The sequence below is a fragment of the Caballeronia sp. INDeC2 genome, assembly GCF_023631325.1.
Taxonomy (GTDB): domain Bacteria; phylum Pseudomonadota; class Gammaproteobacteria; order Burkholderiales; family Burkholderiaceae; genus Caballeronia.
In genome coordinates this window covers 740,681-758,606 of sequence record NZ_JALQDG010000003.1, presented here as the reverse complement: position 1 = coordinate 758,606, position 17,926 = coordinate 740,681, and the positions used below count along the sequence as shown (strand labels likewise).

19 protein-coding genes and 1 tRNA gene are annotated in these 17,926 nt (G+C 64.5%); 6 read left to right on the top strand and 14 right to left on the bottom strand.

Annotated elements, in window-relative coordinates; genetic code table 11:
• From astA to NCS28_RS05290, 9 genes are all read right to left on the bottom strand, one after another.
• Nucleotides 1-1,032 (bottom strand): arginine N-succinyltransferase, encoded by a 1,032-nt coding sequence (astA, locus tag NCS28_RS05330; protein ID WP_250512805.1) that lies wholly within the window; start codon nucleotides 1,030-1,032, stop codon nucleotides 1-3.
• Entirely contained in the window at nucleotides 1,029-2,075 is a 1,047-nt protein-coding gene (gene aruF / locus NCS28_RS05325; protein WP_250513063.1) for an arginine/ornithine succinyltransferase subunit alpha, read from the bottom strand. Before aruF ends, astA begins: the two co-directional genes overlap by 4 nt.
• A gap of 16 nt (nucleotides 2,076-2,091) precedes the next feature.
• A complete protein-coding gene (locus NCS28_RS05320; protein ID WP_250512804.1) occupies nucleotides 2,092-3,318 on the bottom strand; it encodes an aspartate aminotransferase family protein in 1,227 nt (408 codons plus the stop codon).
• A 105-nt stretch (nucleotides 3,319-3,423) separates the two neighbouring features.
• The gene (locus NCS28_RS05315) at nucleotides 3,424-4,401 is read right to left on the bottom strand and encodes a GlxA family transcriptional regulator (protein WP_250513062.1); all 978 of its coding nucleotides are present in this window, start codon (nucleotides 4,399-4,401) and stop codon (nucleotides 3,424-3,426) included.
• Nucleotides 4,402-4,447: 46 nt separating this feature from the next.
• Nucleotides 4,448-5,239, bottom strand: a complete 792-nt coding sequence (locus NCS28_RS05310) for an ABC transporter ATP-binding protein (RefSeq protein WP_250512803.1) — start codon at nucleotides 5,237-5,239, stop codon at nucleotides 4,448-4,450.
• A gap of 54 nt (nucleotides 5,240-5,293) precedes the next feature.
• Nucleotides 5,294-6,028: an ABC transporter permease gene (locus tag NCS28_RS05305; RefSeq protein WP_250512802.1), complete on the bottom strand. Its 735-nt coding sequence runs from the start codon at nucleotides 6,026-6,028 to the stop codon at nucleotides 5,294-5,296.
• Between the two features lie 23 nt (nucleotides 6,029-6,051).
• Nucleotides 6,052-6,741, bottom strand: a complete 690-nt coding sequence (locus NCS28_RS05300) for an ABC transporter permease (RefSeq protein ID WP_250512801.1) — start codon at nucleotides 6,739-6,741, stop codon at nucleotides 6,052-6,054.
• A gap of 301 nt (nucleotides 6,742-7,042) precedes the next feature.
• Nucleotides 7,043-7,441, bottom strand: coding sequence for a hypothetical protein (locus NCS28_RS05295; RefSeq protein ID WP_250512800.1), 399 nt, complete (start codon nucleotides 7,439-7,441; stop codon nucleotides 7,043-7,045).
• Between the two features lie 49 nt (nucleotides 7,442-7,490).
• The gene (locus NCS28_RS05290) at nucleotides 7,491-9,077 is read right to left on the bottom strand and encodes an EAL domain-containing protein (protein ID WP_250512799.1); all 1,587 of its coding nucleotides are present in this window, start codon (nucleotides 9,075-9,077) and stop codon (nucleotides 7,491-7,493) included.
• A gap of 275 nt (nucleotides 9,078-9,352) precedes the next feature.
• Here NCS28_RS05290 and NCS28_RS05285 point away from each other — a divergent pair, with 275 nt between their 5' ends.
• The 4 genes from NCS28_RS05285 (at nucleotide 9,353) to rpsU (ending at nucleotide 11,251) form a co-directional block, all read left to right on the top strand.
• On the top strand, nucleotides 9,353-9,892 hold the full coding sequence (locus tag NCS28_RS05285; RefSeq protein WP_502801145.1) for a GNAT family N-acetyltransferase: 540 nt from the start codon (nucleotides 9,353-9,355) through the stop codon (nucleotides 9,890-9,892).
• A 53-nt stretch (nucleotides 9,893-9,945) separates the two neighbouring features.
• Nucleotides 9,946-10,539, top strand: coding sequence for an IMPACT family protein (locus NCS28_RS05280; protein ID WP_250512797.1), 594 nt, complete (start codon nucleotides 9,946-9,948; stop codon nucleotides 10,537-10,539).
• Between the two features lie 26 nt (nucleotides 10,540-10,565).
• The gene (locus NCS28_RS05275; RefSeq protein ID WP_250513061.1) at nucleotides 10,566-10,874 is read left to right on the top strand and encodes a 2Fe-2S iron-sulfur cluster-binding protein; all 309 of its coding nucleotides are present in this window, start codon (nucleotides 10,566-10,568) and stop codon (nucleotides 10,872-10,874) included.
• Between the two features lie 164 nt (nucleotides 10,875-11,038).
• A complete protein-coding gene (gene rpsU, locus NCS28_RS05270) occupies nucleotides 11,039-11,251 on the top strand; it encodes a 30S ribosomal protein S21 (protein WP_006999077.1) in 213 nt (70 codons plus the stop codon).
• 307 nt (nucleotides 11,252-11,558) lie between these two features.
• Here the strand turns inward: rpsU and NCS28_RS05265 are convergent.
• The 4 genes from NCS28_RS05265 to NCS28_RS05250 all read right to left on the bottom strand — a co-directional run bounded on the left by NCS28_RS05265 (nucleotide 11,559) and on the right by NCS28_RS05250 (nucleotide 15,540).
• A tRNA-Met gene (locus NCS28_RS05265) sits at nucleotides 11,559-11,635 on the bottom strand.
• Between the two features lie 39 nt (nucleotides 11,636-11,674).
• Complete coding sequence (locus tag NCS28_RS05260) at nucleotides 11,675-13,219, bottom strand: peptide MFS transporter (protein WP_250512796.1); 1,545 nt, start codon at nucleotides 13,217-13,219, stop codon at nucleotides 11,675-11,677.
• A gap of 461 nt (nucleotides 13,220-13,680) precedes the next feature.
• The gene (locus tag NCS28_RS05255; RefSeq protein WP_250512795.1) at nucleotides 13,681-14,313 is read right to left on the bottom strand and encodes a LysE family translocator; all 633 of its coding nucleotides are present in this window, start codon (nucleotides 14,311-14,313) and stop codon (nucleotides 13,681-13,683) included.
• A 66-nt stretch (nucleotides 14,314-14,379) separates the two neighbouring features.
• Nucleotides 14,380-15,540, bottom strand: a complete 1,161-nt coding sequence (locus NCS28_RS05250) for a porin (RefSeq protein ID WP_250512794.1) — start codon at nucleotides 15,538-15,540, stop codon at nucleotides 14,380-14,382.
• Nucleotides 15,541-15,758: 218 nt separating this feature from the next.
• Between NCS28_RS05250 and NCS28_RS05245 the strand changes: the two genes are divergently transcribed.
• A complete protein-coding gene (locus tag NCS28_RS05245) occupies nucleotides 15,759-16,502 on the top strand; it encodes an SDR family oxidoreductase (protein ID WP_250512793.1) in 744 nt (247 codons plus the stop codon).
• 58 nt (nucleotides 16,503-16,560) lie between these two features.
• Here the strand turns inward: NCS28_RS05245 and NCS28_RS05240 are convergent, their stop codons facing one another.
• Nucleotides 16,561-17,241 (bottom strand): ribonuclease HI family protein, encoded by a 681-nt coding sequence (locus tag NCS28_RS05240; protein WP_250512792.1) that lies wholly within the window; start codon nucleotides 17,239-17,241, stop codon nucleotides 16,561-16,563.
• 109 nt (nucleotides 17,242-17,350) lie between these two features.
• On the opposite strand from NCS28_RS05240, the gene NCS28_RS05235 reads away from it, so the two are divergent.
• Nucleotides 17,351-17,857 carry a PRC-barrel domain-containing protein gene (locus tag NCS28_RS05235; RefSeq protein ID WP_250512791.1) on the top strand — a complete coding sequence of 169 codons (507 nt, stop codon included), beginning with the start codon at nucleotides 17,351-17,353 and terminating at the stop codon, nucleotides 17,855-17,857.
• Nucleotides 17,858-17,926: the final 69 nt, after the last annotated feature.

The following is a 17,926-nucleotide window of genomic DNA, read 5'->3' as shown; positions in this document are numbered from 1 at the left end:
TCACTTCGCGCGCGGCCGGGACGTCAACACGCGCACTTGGTCGCCTTCCTTCACGCGCAATGCGGCGGCTTCTTCCGCCGTCAGCAGGAACGCGCCGTTTTCGACCGCGCCCGCCGTCGCGCCGCAGCGGAAGTCTTCGAGCAGCGTGTTCGATACGAGGCTCTTCGCGTCGCTGTCGGTCTGCGTTTTTTCGCCGATGCGCACATTCGCGATCACGCTTTCGCGCACGGTGCGCAAGTCCGTCGTATGGCATTCGAGCACCGGGCCCGCATCGAAGATATCGACGTGATTCTCATAACGCAGCCCTTCCGCTTCGAGCATCTTGCGCGCGGGCGCCGTGTCTCTATGCGTGACGCCGACCGCGCGTTGCGCGGCATCGGGCAGCAGGTCGAGATACACGGGATAGCGCGGCATCAGCTCGGCGACGAACGACTTCTTGCCATGCGAGCTCAGGTAATCCGCTTCGTTGAAATCGATCTGATAGAAATGCGAGCCGACCGCGTTCCAGAACGGCGACTCGCCGTTTTCATCGAAATGGCCGCGCAATTCCGCGCACAGGCGCTGCGGAAAACGATCCGTGAACTGCGCGATGAACATGAAGCGCGAGCGCGACAGCAGGCCGCCGACACCGGCCGTCCGGAAACGCGGACTCAGAAACAGCGAGCACACTTCCGCATAACCCGTCAGATCGTGCGAGATGTTGAGCAGCGACATGCGCGTCCAGACGCCCATGTCCTTGCTCGCATGCACGACCGTCGACACGCGATAGTTGTAGAACGGCTGCTCCAGCCCGACCTCCGTTTCGATGCCGCATACGCCCGCGACATCGCCCGTCGCGGTGTCTTCCATCACGAAGAAATAGCCCGCTTCGAAGGCCTGCGCTTCACCCTCGAGCGTGCGGCGCGCGCGTTCGACGCGTGCCGCGAGCGCATCGCGATCCGGCTTGAACGTGGTGAGTCCCGGACCCGTTTCCTGGGCGAGCGCGACGAGCGCATCGACATCGCCCGGCTGCGTGCAACGCACGACGATCATTGCAATTCTCCCGATGCCTGATGCAACGGCACGCAACGCACCGTGTCCTTGTCCTCCACGCCGAGCGCCTCGCGCGCGGCGGCGGTCAATGCAGCGCCGTCGGCGCGCGTGCCCGCGAGTCCGGCGACGATGCAGCGGAACTCATGCGCGCCGCCCGCCGCGACGATATACGGCGCGCCGTTTTCGGACGCACCGTCGCGCACGGTGCGCAGTTCGCTCGAACTCGCCGATGCGCTCTTGTCGACGGCGATCGTGAGCACCGGGCCCGCATCGAAGATATCGACGAAACGATCCGGCTCGAAGCCTTCTTCGAGATGGATGTCGTAGGCGAGCAGCGTGCCTTCGTTCGGCTCGCCGAGCACGCGCTGCGCTTCGCCGGGCAGCAAAGGCACATAGAGCGGATAGCTCGGCATCACTTCCGCGATGAACGTGCGGCTGCGTCCGCCCGATTCCGATTCCACCTGCTCGAAGTCGCGGCCGAAGAACTTGCGACCGACCGCATCCCAGAACGGCGACGCGCCGGTGTCATCGGTGACGCCGAGCATCAGCGAAAAGACTTCGCTCGAAAAGCGCTTGCGGTTCGCGGCGATGTAGATCATGCGCGCACGCGACAAGAGATGCGCCGCCGCTTCGTTCGCTTCGTTGCGCAGCGACGGATCGATGTAGAAACCCGTCAGACGGCTCTTGCCCGTCAGTTCATGCGACATCGTGAGCGCGTGAATCTTGCGGTTCACCTTGAGCTCGCGCGACGCGTGGATCAGCGCGTCGTTGCGAAACGTGTAGAACGGCTCGGAATAGCCCGCCGATGCGACGATGCTCGACGTGCCGAGCAGCCGGCCCGTTTGCGCATCTTCGAGCACGAAGAGATAGAACTCCTCCCCGGGAAATTCGACTTCGGCGCGAAACGAGTCTTCCGACAGCGCGACGCGCGTGTCGAGCGCGCGCCGGTCGCGCGGCAGCGAGTGCAGCACGGGGAGCGCTGCGCGCGCCATCCGTTCGAGCTCGTCGAGATCGGAGAGTCTTGCGGGACGGACGAATAGCATCATCGGGTCCTGTTCATCACTTGACGGCGGCGGCGCCGGCGACCTGCTCGATCGCCTTGCCGATGCGCGCGAAGCCTTCGTCGAGATCGCCCATCGGCATGATGAGCGACGGTGCGAAGCGCAGCACGTTCGGCCCGGCGATCAGCATGATGACGCCGTTCGCCGCCGCCGCGTTGAGCACGTCCTTCGCGCGGTCCTTGTAGGCGTCGTTCAGTTCCACGCCGATCAACAGACCGCGTCCGCGGATTTCCTTGAACATGCCGAAGCGCTCATTCAGACGCTCCAGATGCGCCTTGATCGCGCGGCTGCGCTCGTTCACGCCTTCGAGCAGCTTCGGATCGCTGATGAGCTCGACGACCTTCTCCGCGATCGACGCGCCCAGCGGATTGCCGCCATAGGTCGTGCCGTGGACGCCGACCTTGAAATGCGCGGCGATCTGGTTGGTCGTCAGCATCACGCCGATCGGGAAACCGTTGCCCAGCGCCTTCGCGCTCGTGAGGATGTCGGGCGTCACGCCGTACTGCATGTACGCGTAGAAGGTGCCCGTGCGCCCGACGCCGGTCTGTACTTCATCGAAAATGAGCAGCGCGCCGTGCTTGTCGCACGCTTCGCGCAGGCCCTTCAGGAAGGCGGGATCGGCGGGCAGCACGCCGCCTTCGCCCTGCACCGGTTCGACGACCACCGCGCACGTCTTCGGGCCGATGGCTTCGAGCGCCTTCGGCAGATCGTTGTACGGCAGATGACGGATGCCCTGCGGCTGCGGGCCGAAGCCTTCGGCGTACTTCGGCTGGCCGCCGACGCTCACCGTGAAGAATGTGCGGCCGTGGAACGACTGCGTGAACGAGACGATCTCGATCTTGTCGTCGCCGTGATTGTCGATCGCATAACGGCGCGCGAGCTTGAGCGCCGCTTCGTTCGCTTCCGCGCCCGAGTTCGCGAAGAACGCGCGATCGGCGAAGGTCAGATCGGTCAGGCGTTTTGCGAGGCGCAACACCGGCGCGTTGGTGTAGCCGTTGCCGATATGCCAGAGCTTTTCGCCCTGCTCGTGCAGCACTTTCAGTAACTCGGGATGACCGTGGCCCAGCGCCGTCACCGCGATGCCGCCGGCGAAATCGACATAATCGCGGCCTTCGGTGTCCCAGACGCGCGAGCCGCGGCCCCGGTCGGGCACGAAATTGGCCGGGGCAAATACCGGAACCATTACTTCGTCGAACGTACCGCGATTCACTTTGATGTCGGTCATGAGTCACTCCTCGTCAGGTTCTTGCAATCAGCTTCGATATTAGGCAATCGCGCGCGTTCCGTCTTGCGCGTTCGCGACATGCTTCGATGGGGTTTTTCGCAGCCTTCAGGCGAGCCCGGGCGGCTCGATCAGCGCGCCGCCGCGCGGCTCGTCGATGGCCCCGCCGCGCTGCTTTTCGATCCAGTTGCGGCGCTCCTCGCGCGGCGTCACGCCGAAGCGGTCACGATACGCATTGGAAAAATGCGCCGCCGATGAAAACCCGCACGCGAGACTGATCTGCACCACCGACTTGCTCGTGCGCTGCAATTGCGTGCGCGCCTTCGTCAGCCGCAGGTTGAGGTAGTACTTCGAGGGCATCGCGCCGAGATACTGGCGAAAGAGCCGCTCGAGCTGGCGGCGCGAGATGCCGACGAGATTCGCGATTTCATCGGTGGCGAGCGGATCTTCGATGTTCGCTTCCATCAGTTGCAGCGCATCGTTCAGGCGCGGATGACGTTCGCCGGGCGCGGTGACGAACGGAATGCGCTGACGTTCAGTGCCCGCGCGCACGGCGCCGATGCCGAGCGAATCCGCGATGCGCTCCGCGAGGTCCGGGCCGTGATCGCGCGCGATCATTGCGAGCATGAAGTCGATGCTCGCCTGGCCGCCGGAGCACGTGGCGCGGTCGCGGTCGATTTCGAAAATCTGCTGGGTGACGATCGCGCGTTCGAACTGCTCGGTGAATTGCTGATACGTCTCCCAGTTCACCGCGACGCGATATTGCGCGAGCTGGCCGGCCATCGCGAGCCACCACACGCCGTGATGGACGCCGCTGACGAGCGGCGTGCGCGGCGCGACGCGCGCGAGGCTCGCGAGAAAGAGCCGGTAATCGGCGAACTGCTGATAACGCTCCGACACGACGATGAGCCAGTCGCAGCGCACCGCGTCGTTGAATGCGCAATCGGCAGGGAGTTGCGCGCCGCCCGAAAGCGGCACGGGACGGCCGTCCCAGGAACAGACGCGCCATTCGTAGAGACGATGGCCGTCGATCTCGTTGGCGAGAGAAAGACTGTCGATGATCGGGCCGATGCCGCTCATCGACATCGGCGGGAGCGCGACGATCGCAACCTGCAGCGGCGCGCCTGCCACGTTATTTCAGGCTGCCCGACAGGAACTGGCGCAGACGCTCGCTCTTGGGCGCGCTCAGCACTTCCGCGGGTGCGCCCTCTTCTTCCGTGCGCCCCTGATGCAGGAACATCACGTGATTCGACACGTTGCGCGCGAAGCCCATCTCGTGCGTGACGACGATCATCGTGCGCCCTTCCTCGGCGAGCTTCTGCATCACCTTCAGCACTTCGCCGACGAGTTCGGGATCGAGCGCGGACGTGGGTTCGTCGAAAAGCATGACGTCGGGATGCATCGCGAGCGCGCGGGCAATCGCGACGCGCTGCTGCTGCCCGCCCGACAAGTGCGACGGATACTGCTTCTCGACGCGCGGCGGCAAGCCCACTTTCTCCAGGTACGTGCGCGCGCGATCCTCCGCTTCCTTCTTCGACACGCCGAGCACGTGGATCGGCGCTTCCATCACGTTCTCGATGGCCGTCATGTGCGACCAGAGATTGAAATGCTGGAACACCATCGCGAGCTTGGTGCGCACTCGCTGCAACTGCTTGTGATCCGCGACTTCGAGATTGCCGGCGCGGTCGGCCTTCGTGCGCACCGTTTCACCGTCGACGATGATTTGCCCCGCGTTCGGCCGCTCGAGAAAGTTGATGCAGCGCAGGAACGTGCTCTTGCCCGAGCCGCTCGCGCCGATGATGCTGATGACATCGCCCGCGCGGGCGGCGAGCGAGACGCCCTTCAACACTTCGTTGTCGCCGTAGCGCTTGTGAATGTCCTCGGCGACGAGCTTGGTCGCGACGTCTTTGGCGGTTGGCTCCAACGCTTTCTCCTCGGGTGATGACAGGGACTGATGCAATGGTTCGAATTCTACCGCTCAGGCGCGCCGAGCTCGACGCGCCGCGCCCGCCGGCCGCAGATACGCGAGCCAGTGGCGTTCCGCGCGCCGGAATGCCGCGACGAGCGCGAACGAGATCGCCACGTACAGGAGCGCAGCTATGCCGAACGATTCGAACGACTGATAGGTGGCGGAATTCGCATCGCGCGCGACCTTCAGGATGTCCGGCACGGTCGCCGTGAAAGCGACGGTCGTCGCGTGCAGCATCAGGATCACTTCGTTGCTGTACAAAGGCAAGGCGCGGCGCAGCGCCGACGGCAGGATCACGCGGCGATACATCGTGAACGTGCTCATGCCGTAGGCGCGCGCGGCTTCGACTTCGCCGTGGGGAATCGCGCGGATCGCGCCGGCGAAGATTTCGGTCGTGTAGGCGCAAGTGTTCAGTGCGAACGCGAGGATCGCGCAATTGAAGCCGCTGCGAAAGAACGCTTCGAGCAGGGATTGCGTGCGCACGAATTCCAGGCTGTACATGCCCGTGTAAAGCAGCAGCAGTTGCACGTAGAGCGGCGTGCCGCGGAACACGTAGGTGTAGATGCGCACGGGCGTCGAGAGCCAGCGATTGCGCGACACGCGCGCGCAGGCGAGCGGCACCGCCGCGCAGAAGCCGAGCGCGATCGAGGCCGCGAGCAGCCATAACGTGACGACGAGGCCCGACGCGCGCATGCCGTCGGAGTACAGGAACGGGCGCCAGTATTCGGCGAAGATCTGGATCATGGCTTGTCGCTCGCTAGCGGAGTTCAGAGTTCGGCATGCCGCACGCCGATCGAATAGCGGCGCTCGAGCGCCATCAGCACGAGATTCGACGCGCTCGTGATCGCGAGATAGATCAACGCCGCGATCAGGATGAAGAAGAACATGTTGAACGTGCTCTTGCCCGCGTCCTGCGCGGCCTTCACGACATCGGCAAGACCGATGATCGACACGAGCGCCGTCGCCTTCACGAGCACCTGCCAGTTATTGCCGATGCCGGGCAGCGCGAAGCGCATCATCTGCGGAAAGAGAATGCGCCCGAACACGCGCATGCCGCTCATGCCGTATGCGCTGCCCGCTTCGAGCTGACCGCGCGGCACCGCGAGAAACGCGCCGCGAAACGTCTCGGTGAAGTACGCGCCGTAGATGAAGCCGAGCGTCAGCACGCCGGCCGTGAACGGATCGATATCGAATTGATCCCAGCCGAAGGCATCGGTCAGATTGTTTACCGCGATCTGGATGCTGTAGAAGAGCAGCAGCATCAGCACGAGATCGGGCACCGAGCGGATGAGCGTCGTGTACGCGGTCGCGATGCCGCGCAACGGCGCGTGACGCGAGAGTTTCGCGGATGCGCCCGCCAGGCCGAGCAGCACCGATACCGCGAGTGAGAGCACCGCGAGCGCGAGCGTCTCTTTGGCGCCCGCCAAGAGGAGCGGGCCGAAGCCGTACAGGTTCAAGAGTCGCCTCCAACGTCTTTCGTGTCGACCGGAAAGAAACGGAGCGCGCTTTAAAGCCACGCTCCGGCGATTGGCGGCGATACTCGCAAGCGAAAATCAATCGCTCAACGGTGAGGAAGTTTGTTTGCTGCGACGCAGCATGTGGATGAAGCGCGCGGCGGCGCCGTCCCGCGCCCGCCGAGAAACGCTGCCCGCGCGCGACAGACAGGAAAACCCGCATACACGCGGCCGTCGAAATTTGCATTTTTCAGGTCGCATTTTCGATAGACCGCGCGTGTGCCGCGTCTGCCGCGTGCGCCTTCTACGCGCGCGCGACGCCGCGCACCAGCTGCGCGACTTGCCCGTTGGCCACGGCGATCTCCGGGCTGTCCTGCAGCAAGGGCAGGAACTGCTCCGCGAAGGCAGGATCGCGCGTCCCGGCGCTGAACATGTCGACGACCGCCTTCGCGTGCGCGATGCGTGCGTCGGCGGTGGCTTCGTCGTCGTCGAGCACGTCGTCGATGGCGGCGATCAGCGTCGAAAGCGGCGTGAGCCAGCGATACGCCGAACCGTTGATCACGATCTGCAGGAATTCGCCCGGCGACACCGGCCCGAACTCCGCCTCGTGGCGCGCGCGCAAATGCGCAAGCACGCTGCGATGGAGCGTGAGCAGCGGATGCCGCACGTCGCGCAGGAAAGTGGTGGCTGTCTGGTCGTTCATGATCGCGCCTCGTCTGGAAACGGCATAGTTGAGGACGATCCGCTGCCGATCAAGCGCCGCGCGTCCTGCCCGCATAGCGGATGAATTCCGCGGCCGAAAGCGGCGCGGAAAAGAGCCAGCCCTGCCCGTACTGCGCGCCGCGCGCCTGCAGATACGCGGCCTGCTCCTCGTGCTCGATGCCTTCGGCGATCACTTGCACATCGAGCGTCGCGGCCATGTCGATGATATGCGACGCGACGCTGCTCGACGCCGCATCCTGCCCGACGGTATCGACGAAAGACTTGTCGATCTTGAGTCCGTCGATGCGAAAGTTCTGCAAGTGCGAAAGACTCGAATAGCCGGTGCCGAAATCGTCGAGATAGACGGCGTGGCCCGCCTCCCGGAACGCGCTGATGACTTCCTTGGCGGCATCGGCGTCGAGGAAGCTGCGCTCGGTCGCCTCGATGCGGATCTGTTGCGCCCGCACGCCTTGTTGCGCGATCGCCGGGCCGAGTACGTCGAGAAAGCGACGCGTCGTGAGATCCTGGGCGGAGAGGTTCACCGACACGTAGTACTCCGGGTAGCGCTTCAGAAAGTCGCCGAGCTCCAGCAGGATCGTGTCGAGCACCTGATCCGTGATCGCCTGAATCAGCCCGCGATGCTCCGCGAGCGGGATGAAATGATCGGGCCGCACGATGCGGTCGTGATACTTCCAGCGCACGAGCGCTTCGGCGCCGACGCAGCGTCGCGTCGCGAGATCGACGATCGGCTGATACGCGACGATGAACTGGTGCCGCCGCACCGCGTCGCTGAGTTGTCCGCGCGGCGACAGCCGGCGCACGAAGAAGAACGCCGCCCAGCTCGCGAGCACGAGCCCCGCGACGACGCCGCCGAGCAGCCAGCCCCAGGGCAGCGTGCGCAGGCGCTGATGCAGCGTCTGATGCGGCGCGCTCACGACGACCGCGAGCGGCATCGACACGGAACGGCGCACGACGTACGGCGAGCAATCGCGCGCGGGCGGCGCGGTGCGATAGACGGCGAGGATGGCGTTGGCGTCGGTGGCAGGCGTGGTCGCGATCACGCGGCTCACTTCCGTGTTGATGATGGCGACGCCGCTCGCGACGTCGTCGTTCGCATCGAGCGTGTCGATGTAGAGCGAAGGGTCGGCTGCGACGTAGAAACCGTTTCGGCCCATCACGAGCGAAGATTTGCCGCCCGGCAGACGCGACAGGCCGTACCACGCCATCACGCCGTCGCGCGAGCGCCAGTCGGGCGGCGGCAGCGTGAGGCCGTCGAGCACGCCCGCCGACACCGCGCCGAGCAACGACGAGCACTGCCAGCGACCGTCGTGATCGTACGCGCCGGCGTCGCGCACCTGCTCGTGCGTGAGCGCGATGCGCCGCAGCTCTTTCAGATACGGCGGCGAGCAAGGCGCCGCCGAGACCTTGCCGATCTCCCCGAGCGCACCTGAGAGGCGCCGCGTCACGTCCTCGGCGCGGTAGAGCGCTGCTTTAGCGACCGTGTTCAGGCGCTCGGCCTCGTCATGCCGCTGGCTGCGCTGCGCGAACAAAAAGCCGATCCCCGCCGGCGCGAGCGCCGCGATTACCACGATGACGATCAGAAGCGCCGCCAAGGCACCACGTTGAAGTTTGTTCATTGCATGTTATGGACCGCGGCGCCAGCCATGTCGCGCGCCGCGTTTTTCGTTCCCTGCTCGACTGAGTCGGCTCGAGTTGCGCCGCTCGTGCGAGAGTCTCGGACAAACGACCTAGTGTAGGGGCCGCGCATCGCCCGATTCAATGCTTTCTTTGCCCGAAAACTCACCCTTTTGGTGGGCTTCCGCACGGCCCGCAGGCCCTTTTTTTGCCGTCCGCGCGCCATGCGAAAATGGCCAGACCAGAAACGGCCTTTTCCTTGCACCGCATGACAGCCATGACCTCAGACGATCGCCCCCGTCCGCTCGTGCGGGACGCTGTACCCGAAGACTTCGACGCCATCGCGCGCATCTACTCGCACTACGTCGAGCACGCGCTCGCGACCTTCGAGGAGATCGCCCCTTCGGCCGACGACATGCGCGCGCGTCACGCGGCGATCGCGGCGGCGGACCTGCCCTATCTCGTCGCCGAATTCGACGGCCAGGTGGCGGGCTATGCGTATGCGTCGGCCTATCGGCCGCGTTCGGCTTACCGCCATACGATCGAAGATTCGGTCTATGTCGCCGAGGGCTTCGGCCGCTGCGGCATCGGCTTCGCGTTGCTCACGACGCTCATCGAACGATGCGAACGCGGACCGTGGCGGCAGATGATCGCAGTGATCGGCAACAGCGGCAACGCGGGATCGATCGCGCTGCATGCGCGGCTCGGTTTCGAGCATGTCGGCGTGCTGCGCGATGTCGGTTTCAAGCACGGACGATGGGTCGATACCGTGCTGATGCAGCGCGCGCTGAAGACCGCATCGGACGTCGCGGCATGAGCGGTCGCGCCGAGCGGCTATGATTCGACATTTGCCTCCTGCGCATTTTCGCTTTGCCAACGTACACCCTCGCCTCTGCCGTCAGCGCCGAAATCGACATCCGCAAGAGCCGCTTCATCGCGCTCGCGCTGCCGGTCGCGGACCGCGATGAAGCCATGCGCGAACTCGACCGCCTGCGCGCCGAGCATTCAACCGCGACTCACGTCTGCTGGGCGTTGCTCGCGGGCGGTCAGTCGGGCATGTCCGACGACGGCGAGCCCTCCGGCACCGCGGGCCGCCCGATTCTCGAAGTGCTGCGGCATCATGAAGTCGATGGCGTGCTGGCCGCCGTCGTGCGCTATTACGGCGGCATCAAGCTGGGCGCGGGCGGACTCGTGCGCGCCTACACGGACGCGATCGCCAGCGCGATGCAACTCGCCGAGCGCATCGAGCGTATCGAGCGCGGGTTGATCGGCATCGAAATCGACTACGCCGACGAAGCGCGCGTGCGCCGCTGGATCGAGCAGCACGACGCCGAGCTCGTGCAAAGCGAATACGGGATGACCGTGCGACTCGTCGTGCGGATGCCCGCCGCGGCGCGTGAGCCGGCCGCCGTCGAGCTGCGCGATCTCACCAACGGCCGCGCGGGTATCGAGCTCAAAGCGTGAGCGACGACGCGCCGCGCGCCTTCGCAATGGTCATCGCGCCGGCCGGGCACTTCGTCGCGGTGAGAGAGGGCGTCACGCTGCTCGAGGCGGCGTTGCAGGCGGGTCTCTCGCTTCCGCGGTCGTGCCGCAACGGTACGTGCCGCGCGTGCATGTGCCGGCTCGTCGATGGCCGGATCGCGTATCGCGTGGAGTGGCCGGGGCTCACCGCCGAAGAGAAATCCGAAGGATGGATTCTGCCTTGTGTGGCGCTCGCACAATCGGATGTGACGATCGAACAGCCGGATGCGCGCGTCGCTCCGCCCGATTCGCGGTCTGTCCGCCGACGCGCCTTCTGAGCCCGGGTATTTGGGGATTGTCGTCTCGATTCAACGACCTACGATGTGATTCCCGAGTCCGCGCGCGCACGTCTTCGTACAAAGTGCGTGCAGGCCGACTCTCAAAAAGTGTACAATTGCGTTTTGCCCTAAATTCTGGCAGGGCCAGATCAACCGAGATTTCAATGACTAAAGTACTGTTGAAAGAGAACGAGCCTTTCGACGTCGCCATGCGTCGTTTTCGCCGTACCGTCGAACGCACGGGCCTGATTCAAGAGCTCAAGTCGCGCATGGCCTATGAGAAGCCGACCACCGAGCGCAAGCGCAAGAAAGCTGCTGCTGTCGCTCGCCTGCGCAAGCAGATCCGTCGCGCGCAACTGCCGAAGAAATTCTATTGATCGACGCGGGGCGTCTCGCCCTCGTCCATCCTGACAGGATCGGCATCGCAACCTGAGATCGATCGGGTCGCGGTTTCGCGCGCAGGTCGCGTGAAAGCTCGCGGATTTGCGCACCTCTAGTTGCGCCCCAGTCGATGCAAGTTGGCAAGATCGCACAAAGCCTGCATGAGTGAAAGCTCATGCAGGCTTTTCGTGCTTGGGGGATAGGTGTTCTTGATTGGAAATGTCGCGCTCGAACGACTCAATCGGCATAACGAGCGCAGAAAAGCAAAGAGCCCGGCTGAACCGGGCTCTTTGCTTGACGATTTGGTTGCGGGGGTAGGATTTGAACCTACGACCTTCGGGTTATGAGCCCGACGAGCTGCCAGACTGCTCCACCCCGCGTCTGAAGAATTGAATTATAGACCGGACTATTCTTCGAAGTCAAACGTTCTTTGTGCTCAACGTCGCCGACGGCTGTGTGCGCTTCTCCCCGCTCGCATTCACGGCCTGCTCCACCGCACGCTGATGCGCCCGCGACAGTTTCCCGAGCACGGGCAAAAGCGCCATCGCGACCGCCGCGCCGCCCGCCGCAAGCCAGCCGAGCCCGAAGAACAGATGCGTGTAGAGCGGCAACGATTGCAGCGGCTCCAGGTTCCCGGACGGCATCCGCGCGAAGTTGGCCACGACGCTGCCGAGATACTGCGACACGCCCGTCGCGACAAAATACGCGCCCATCATGAAGCCGCTCATGCGAACGGGAACGTAACGCGCGATCATCGCGAGACCGAGGCCCGACACGAGCAGTTCGCCGAGCGAATAGAGACCGTAGCCCGCCACCATGAACCACGAAGACACGCGCCCGTCCACGGCGTAACGTCCGCTCAGACCGAAGACGAAGAACCCGACCGCCACGACGACGAAGCCCAGCGCGTACTTTGCCGCCACGGGAATATCGCGGCCGCGGCGCGCCTGTCGCGTATAGACGAACGCGAGGATCGGGCTCAGCAGCATGATCCAGATCGGGTTGAGCGCCTGGAACTGCGCCGCGCTCCACGTGAACAGCTCCAGGCCGCCGAGCGAGAACGACGGATCGACATTGCGCAGCGCGAACAGCGTGAGCGACGTCGACATCTGCTGATAGAAGACGAAGAACAGAATGACCTGGAGCGTCAGGATCAGCGCGGCAACGAGGCCGGCGCGCTCGCTGCGGTCGCACTTCGTGAGCATGTAGCCGAAGATCGCGAGAATCGCGACGCCCGCCGCGTAGACGCACGCAACGGCCACCGCCTTGTGCTGCAGGATGAACACGGTCGATGCCGCGAGCGCGATGCCGCCCGCCGCTACCGCGAACGCGTGTTTCCAGCGAATGGGTGTATCGTCCGGCGCGGAGCCGACGTGCGCGAGCGTGCGGCGCATCAACGCGAAATTGAGCAGGCCGAGCACCATGCCGCCGCAGCACACGGCGAATGCGGCGTGCCAGCCCCAGTGATCCTTAATCCACGGCGTCGCCAGGATCGAGAAGGTCGAGCCGATGTTCACGGCCATGTAGTAGATCGTGAACGCGCTGTCGATGCGCGCGTCGTCGCCCTCGTAGATGCGGCGCACGAGATTCGCCGCGTTCGACTTGAAAAGCCCGTTGCCGACGACGATCACGCCCAGCGACGCATACATGAAGCCGAGCGTGTCGATGGGCAGCGCGAGCATCAGATAACCGAGCGCGAGCACGATCGCACCGGCGGTCATCGTGCGGCGCGTGCCGAGCACTTTGTCGCCTATCCAGCCGCCAATCGACGGCGCCGAAAACACGAGCGCGGTGAACGCGCCCCAGGTCAGGTTGGCGTGGTCATCGGCGAAACCGATTTTGTCGATCATGAAAAGCACGAGCAGCGCGGCCATGCCGTAATAGCCGAAACGCTCCCACATTTCGATCAGAAAGACGGTCGTGAACGAGCGCGTCTGCGAGGTGCCGGACGAGTGAGCAAGCATCGGAAAAGATCCTTCGGACAACATGAGCGAATCGGCGCAATTCACGGTGCCGATCGCAGGCAATAACGAAATAAGCGACCCGCGCGAATTACGCCACGAAACGGTCGCGCGACTACGCATGCGATTATTTGTGGATAAAACGTGTGATTATCGCAAATTACGGGCACGCGCTGCCTGCGGTCAACAAATATGGCGCGCAACAGTATGGGATAAGGCGCAAGAGCAGGCACGCGACCCAACGTCGCCGGGTGCGGCAGGTCCAATTTCATCTACCTTTCAGGATCGCTTGCCTACGCGCCAGCTTAGTTAAGCGAAACGAAAGACGATTCGCGAGTGCCGCATTTTGTATTTATTTGTGATTCGGTCACTCGGGGCATAGCCCTGAAAGCTTAATGCGCCGTTATTCTCCATCACTCGACGTAATACTCCGCGCGATTAATTCGGTTTCGATATTGGCGGATTCACGTCGCGGGCCGGCGCACGAAAGCCAGCATGACGCCGAAACAGATCATCAGCGCCCCGCTCACGCGATTGAACCAGAAGAAGCCCCGCGCGCCGCGCGAGAGCGAACCCAGGCGCGCGCCCAATGCCGCGTAAATGACGATCGCCACCAGTTCGAGCAGCAGGAACGTCGCGCCGAGAATCGCGAAACTCGCCGCGTACGCGCCGCGATCGACGAATTGCGGGAAGAACGCCGTGAATACGAGGATCGCTTTCGGATTTCCGGCTGCGACCCAGAATTCCTGCTTGGTGAGGCGCGCAAGACTCACGCGGCCGCGCGCCGCGCCTTCTTCCCTGACGACGAGCGACGGCCCCGAGCGCATCAGCTTCACGCCAATCCAGACGAGATAGGCCGCGCCGGCCAGCTTGATCGCGGTGAAGAGCGTCTGCGACGCCAGCAGCAGCGCGCCGAGCCCCAGTCCCGCGATGGCGATCATGATCGCGAACGCGACGATCCGTCCCGACGACGCCAGCACCGATGCGCGCACGCCATCGCGCGCGCCGTTCGACAGCGACAGCACGTTGTTCGGCCCGAACGCCATGTTGATGGCGAAGCATGCGGGCAGAAAAATCGAGAAGGTCTGGAGCGACATAAGGCACCTGCTGACCAGCGGAAAACAGACCGCTAAGTTAGCACGCGCGCGACGCGCCTAGAACCCTCAGAAACGATGACGAATGCCTGTGCTCAGCATCAGCTGGTTGCGACCGCTCGACGGATCGTTGGTGTTGATCACCGCCGGCGCGCCCGACGAAGCGCGCTGATAGATCGATTCGAGATACACGTCCGTGCGCTTGGACAGAAGATAGTCGACCTGCAACGCGCCCTCGTGCCAGTGCGCGCCGCCGCCGCTGGTGTACACGTACATCCCCGACAACTGGATCGCCGGCGTCAGCTTGTAGATGCCGTTGATCTCGTAGTTGTTGAGCGCGAGCGACGGCATCAGGTCGCCGGTGTCGGCATCGGTTACGCCGGAGTTGATCGCGCGGGAAAACGCGCCGCTCAACGTGAATTCGCCGAGTTCGTAACTCATGCCGACGCCGAACGTGTTCTGCCGCTGAATGTTTGCGTTGAAGACCGTGTTGCCGGGGCCGGGCAGCGTGAGCGAATCGTATGCGCCGGCCGTGGTGTTGCCGCGTCCCTTGTTGTGCAGGTAGGCTGCGCCCGCATTGAACGAGCCGGCCGAGTAGTTCGCTCCGACGCTGTACGCGCGGTTGTCCGAAAACGCGCCCGCTTCGTTGGAGAACGCGTAGAGGCCGCCGAAACTGAAGCCGCCGTAGCTCGCGCTCGTGTACTTGACGGAGTTCGCCGCCAGGAACGAGTTATTGGCGTTGTCGTTGTCCAGCACGTGCGCGAACGCAGTGCCGCCCGTGTTGCCGGTGAGCGTGAAGGTCTGGAAATAATCGTGGATCGAATCGTACTGGCGCCCGAAGGTGACCGTGCCGAGCGTATCCGTGCCGATGCCGACGTACACCGGATGATCGTTGAGGCCCTCGCCCGTCGTGACGGACAAGCCGCGTTCGAGCCGAAAGATCGCGCGCGCGCCGCCGCCGAGATCTTCGGTACCTTGCAGACCCCAGTAGCTGCCGTCGATGGTGCCGGTGGTCAGCCGATATTGCGAACGGCCGCCGACGTTGCTCGTATAAGCGACGCCAGTATCGAGCTCGCCGTAGAGCTGCACGGAACTCTGCGCCCACACCGCCGCCGGCGAGCCGATTAGCGTCGCGCATAGCGCTACAGAAAACGTCAGCGAGCGCGCGTCGACATGACCGGCCTCGGAATTAGGCGACGCAGCTCGGGACGCTTTTGGGCGGTTCGGCATGGCAGTCTCCCGCGATTCTCGTTTGAAGAAGATTGTCAATTTTGTGAAGTCGTTTGTCAGTCAGAAAAAAGTCACTCGTCGCCGCTGTGTCCAGGAACCAACGATCGACCGTTCAGCGCACGTTTTCAGCTTGCCGGATCGTCGCGATTGGGCGTAGCCGACACGTGGACGCACATGCCGCTAGAATCGGGACGACTTCAGCCAACTCGATCACGCCCATGTCCAATCAGACGCGCGCCATCCTCACTGGCCACACCCGCGGACTCGGCGCAGCGCTCGCGGGACTTCTGCTCGCGCAAGGCGCCGACGTGCTCGCCATCTCCCGAAACCGCAACGACGAACTTGCCGCGCGCTATCCCGGCCGCTTGCACGAGGTCGAACTGGATCTCGCCGATCTGACGAAGCTTGGCGATTGGCTGTCGGGCGATGCCTTGTCCCGCTTCGTCTCCGGCGCCGCGCGCGTGCTGCTCGTCAACAATGCCGGGATGCTCGCGCCGGTCGGCAGTCTAGCGGATCAGGAGCCGGCCGCCGTCGCGCGTGCGGTCAGCGTGAACGTCGCCGCCCCGCTGACGCTCGCAGCGGCCGTCGTTCAGGCCAGCGCGCAGGCGACGGACACGCGCATCGTCCATATTTCCAGCGGCGCGGCGCGCAACGCGTATCCTGGCTGGAGCATCTACTGCGCGACGAAGGCGGCGCTCGATCACCACGCGCGCGCCGTCACACTCGACGGCAATCGCGCGCTGCGCATCTGCAGCGTCGCGCCGGGCGTCGTCGACACCGACATGCAGGCCGAAATCCGTGGCACGGAACTCGAACGCTTTCCGATGCGCGAACGCTTCGACGCTCTCAAACGCGATGGCCAGCTCGCGACGCCCGAAGAATCGGCGCGCAAGGTCGTTGACTATCTGCTCAGCGATGCATTCGGCGACACGCCGACGGCCGATGTCCGCGATTTGAAGTGACGGCAGCGATTATCGAAGCCCGCGGCTTATGGCTTCCTTATGTCGGGCGCGCGCCGCGTCAGGCGGCTTCGACCGTCGCGCGCGCCGAACCGAGCGCCTTGCGCGACAACGCGTCTGCGCGGACGTTGCGGGCACGCGGTATCCACTGCAGCCGCACATCGCCGATCCGCGCGACGAGCGCACGCACGCGCGCGCGATGATGCGCAAGTGAGCGGATGGCCGCGTCGTCCGAAGCGCTGGCGTCGTCGATCACGACGCGGCTGTCGCCGTAGATCACCGCATCGGTGACGCCGGCTCGCGCTGCCGCTTCGAGCACGGCGATGAGCGCGAGATATTCCGCCGCGCTGCTGTCGCCCGTGCCCGCGGCGACGCTGATCTCGACGGTCTCTCCCAGCGGCCCGACGAGCACGCCGCCGATCCCGAGCCGCCCGGGATTCGGCAGCGCGGATCCGTCGAACCAGCCGCGCCATCCGTGGGTTTCGATCTCGGCATCGCGCCGCTTCGCCCGGCTCGCACGCTCGGTACGGCGGCTTGCGCGCGAAATCAGCGCGTCGGCGTGCCGGTTTTGCGCGGCGCGGCGCGCATCGATCAGATTCCGCAAGGATTGCCCCGCCGCCGCCTTTTCCAGTGTCCTGACGAGCGCCGCGTGCTCGGATATCGCCGCGCCCTTCGCGAGCCGCCGGCTCTGCATGCGTTCCTTCTTGTACGCGACGGCGAGCAGTTCCTCGATAGCGATCATGGGCGGCGACAGGATTGAACGAACTCCGAGCTTAGCAGACGACGTGACGCCTCATGGTACGGCCGTTGCTGAACAAAACGTGTCCACACAACCGGTCAAGGAGCGGATCATGATTGAATCGACGGAACCGTCTTCGGCAGGCGCGAAGATCGTTGGCAAGGGCGCAGCGACGGCCGCGGGTCCGGGACCCGATGTCATGGCGGCAAGCACACTCGACGGCAATTCGGTGATGAGCAGCGACGGTCACGATGTCGGCTCGCTCAAGGAAATCATGCTCGATGTGACGAGCGGACGCGTCGCGTATGCGGTGCTATCGAGCGGAGGCTTTCTCGGCATCGGCGACAAACTGCTGGCGGTGCCGTGGAGCGCGCTCACGCTCGATACCGACAACCGGTGCTTTCGCATCGACGCGACGGCCGAGCAAGTTCGCAACTCGCCGGGGTTCGACAAGGATGCGTGGCCGTCGATGGCCGATCGCGTCTGGGCGAGCACCGTCCATCAGCACTACGGACGCGAGCCGTACTGGTCGAACGACCGCACGAGCGACATCAGCCCGAGCGGCGCGATCCCGCCCGGCGGCGTGGATGCGCCCGAAGCGGGCGGCGTGAAGCTATAACGAAAGGGGAATCGCCGCCGAATGGCGGCAAGGACGACAGGACGGCTGAACGTCGAAACGGGAGCGTGC